Here is a 1,769-nt window from a genome sequence, read left to right on the forward strand (position 1 = left end):
GGCCTCCATTTCCAGGAAGCGTCCGAAGCGTTGAACCACCTGGTCAAGGGCCTCTTCCTGCGGCTTGGTAATGGCTCCGAAGAGGGTCGCTTCCACGACGACGAAACGTCCGTTGATTGTTCGCTTCCAACTGCCCACAGTGCGGCCGTCGATCACGATGGCCCGGTCAAGGAACAGCCCGGGCCGCGGCGGCGGGTGGGCGAGCACGACGCGCAGGTCCTGGTAGGCGACCACGGTTTCGTCGAACATCGGAATGAGGAAACCCCCGGTGAGCCTTGGCGAAGGTACACCGGCAGCCGGCACTGAATACCAGCCGGTCCCATTCTCATCGTTGATGCACTCGAGCTGCCCGTTGAGGCGTTGGAGAGCCGCCTTGGTATCGGCAACAGTGAAGCTCGACCAGGTGGTGAAGTCCTTTACCGTGGCTGGACCATGGCTCCGGAAGTAGCGTAATACGAGCTCATCGAGCGCTGACTCGCGCGACCGGTCATCCAGCGCGGTTACCGGCACACGATCATCGACCAGGGCATAGGTGTGTTGTTTGCCGCGTCGCGGACCGCTGCAGATGAGCTCTTCGAGCTCCGCGTACATGAGGAAGTAGGCCAGCTGAGGGCCCCTTGTCTCGATGCCTTCCAGCGCCAGACGTTCCATCAGCTCCCGCCGGGTCAGCGGACCATCGCCGGCGAGAGTCCGGGCGAAGACTTCGTGGGACCGAATGAGCAGCTGAGGGCTGGCGCCGAACTTGCCGTACCAATGGCGGTTGAGCGCGTGGACACGGGGACGGCTCAGCCTCAGCATCCAGCGCAGATCCTCACGGGCAACGAAATGCCAGGTGGGGCGCAGCAGGTGGGTTCTGATGATGTCACCCCGGGCGAAGGCGGCCTCGACGTCGGCATCCGTGCAACCGTCGGTACGTTCGGCCAGCGACCATTTGGCCTCGGCGAACTCCTGCGCCTGCACGGCCCCGAGCCATCGCACCGCCTCCGCCGCATCCTTGAAAGGTTCCCCCGCCAAACGCTGATTCACCAGTCGCTGGCGCACAGTGCCGAGGGGATCCATCAGACTGCCCTACTTGCGGAGAGGTTTCCAGGCCATTGAGCCAGGGCACTAAAGTCAAGCTTCATCTTGAGGTCCTCAGGCAGCCGGAACATTGGCGCCAGAGTAGCAGAGAAGCTAAGTCCGGATCCCTATTTCAGCAGTACCTTCTCCGGCACAGGACCGTCGGTTGATGCAGGCAGTTCGGCAACCGGAGAAGACTCCTGGCTGTCTTCAACTGCAGGATTTGCCGCCGCGGCTTCAGCAGCGCGATCCGTCTGGAACGCCGCCAGCATGGCTTCGCGGTCGAACTGCCCTTCCCACTTGGCCACCACGAACGTCGCAACGCAGTTCCCCAAAAGGTTGACCACCACACGCATCGAATCCATCAGGCGGTCTGCCCCGAGCAGCAGTGCGACACCTGCCACCGGGAAGATGCCCAGCGCGCCTGCCGTTGCAGAGAGCGCCAGGAACGCCGAGCCCGGGACGCCGGCCATGCCCTTGGAAGTGAGCATCAGGATCCCCAGCGCAGCAAGCTGCTGGCCGAGGTCCAGGTTGTGTCCGAATGCCTGGGCAAGGAACAGCAGGGAGATGGAAAGGTAGAGTGCGGCGCCGTCGAGGTTGAACGAGTAACCGGTGGGAACCACCAGTCCTGTGGTGGCGCGTGAGCAGCCGGCATTGGTCAGCTTGGTCATGATGCGCGGCAGCACGGATTCAGTGGACGCCGTGCCCAG

Annotated in this window: 2 protein-coding genes; both read right to left on the minus strand. The window is 63.3% G+C overall.

Annotated elements, in window-relative coordinates; translation table 11 throughout:
• Positions 1-1,059 (minus strand): winged helix DNA-binding domain-containing protein (locus tag RIN13_RS10280; protein ID WP_309107235.1); only part of this gene is annotated, 1,059 nt, incomplete at its 3' end.
• A gap of 128 nt (positions 1,060-1,187) precedes the next feature.
• A partial coding sequence (locus RIN13_RS10285; protein ID WP_309107236.1) for a cation:dicarboxylate symporter family transporter occupies positions 1,188-1,769 on the minus strand: 582 nt, incomplete at its 5' end.

It is taken from the genome of Arthrobacter sp. (assembly GCF_031179985.1).
Taxonomy (GTDB): Bacteria; Actinomycetota; Actinomycetes; order Actinomycetales; family Micrococcaceae; genus Arthrobacter.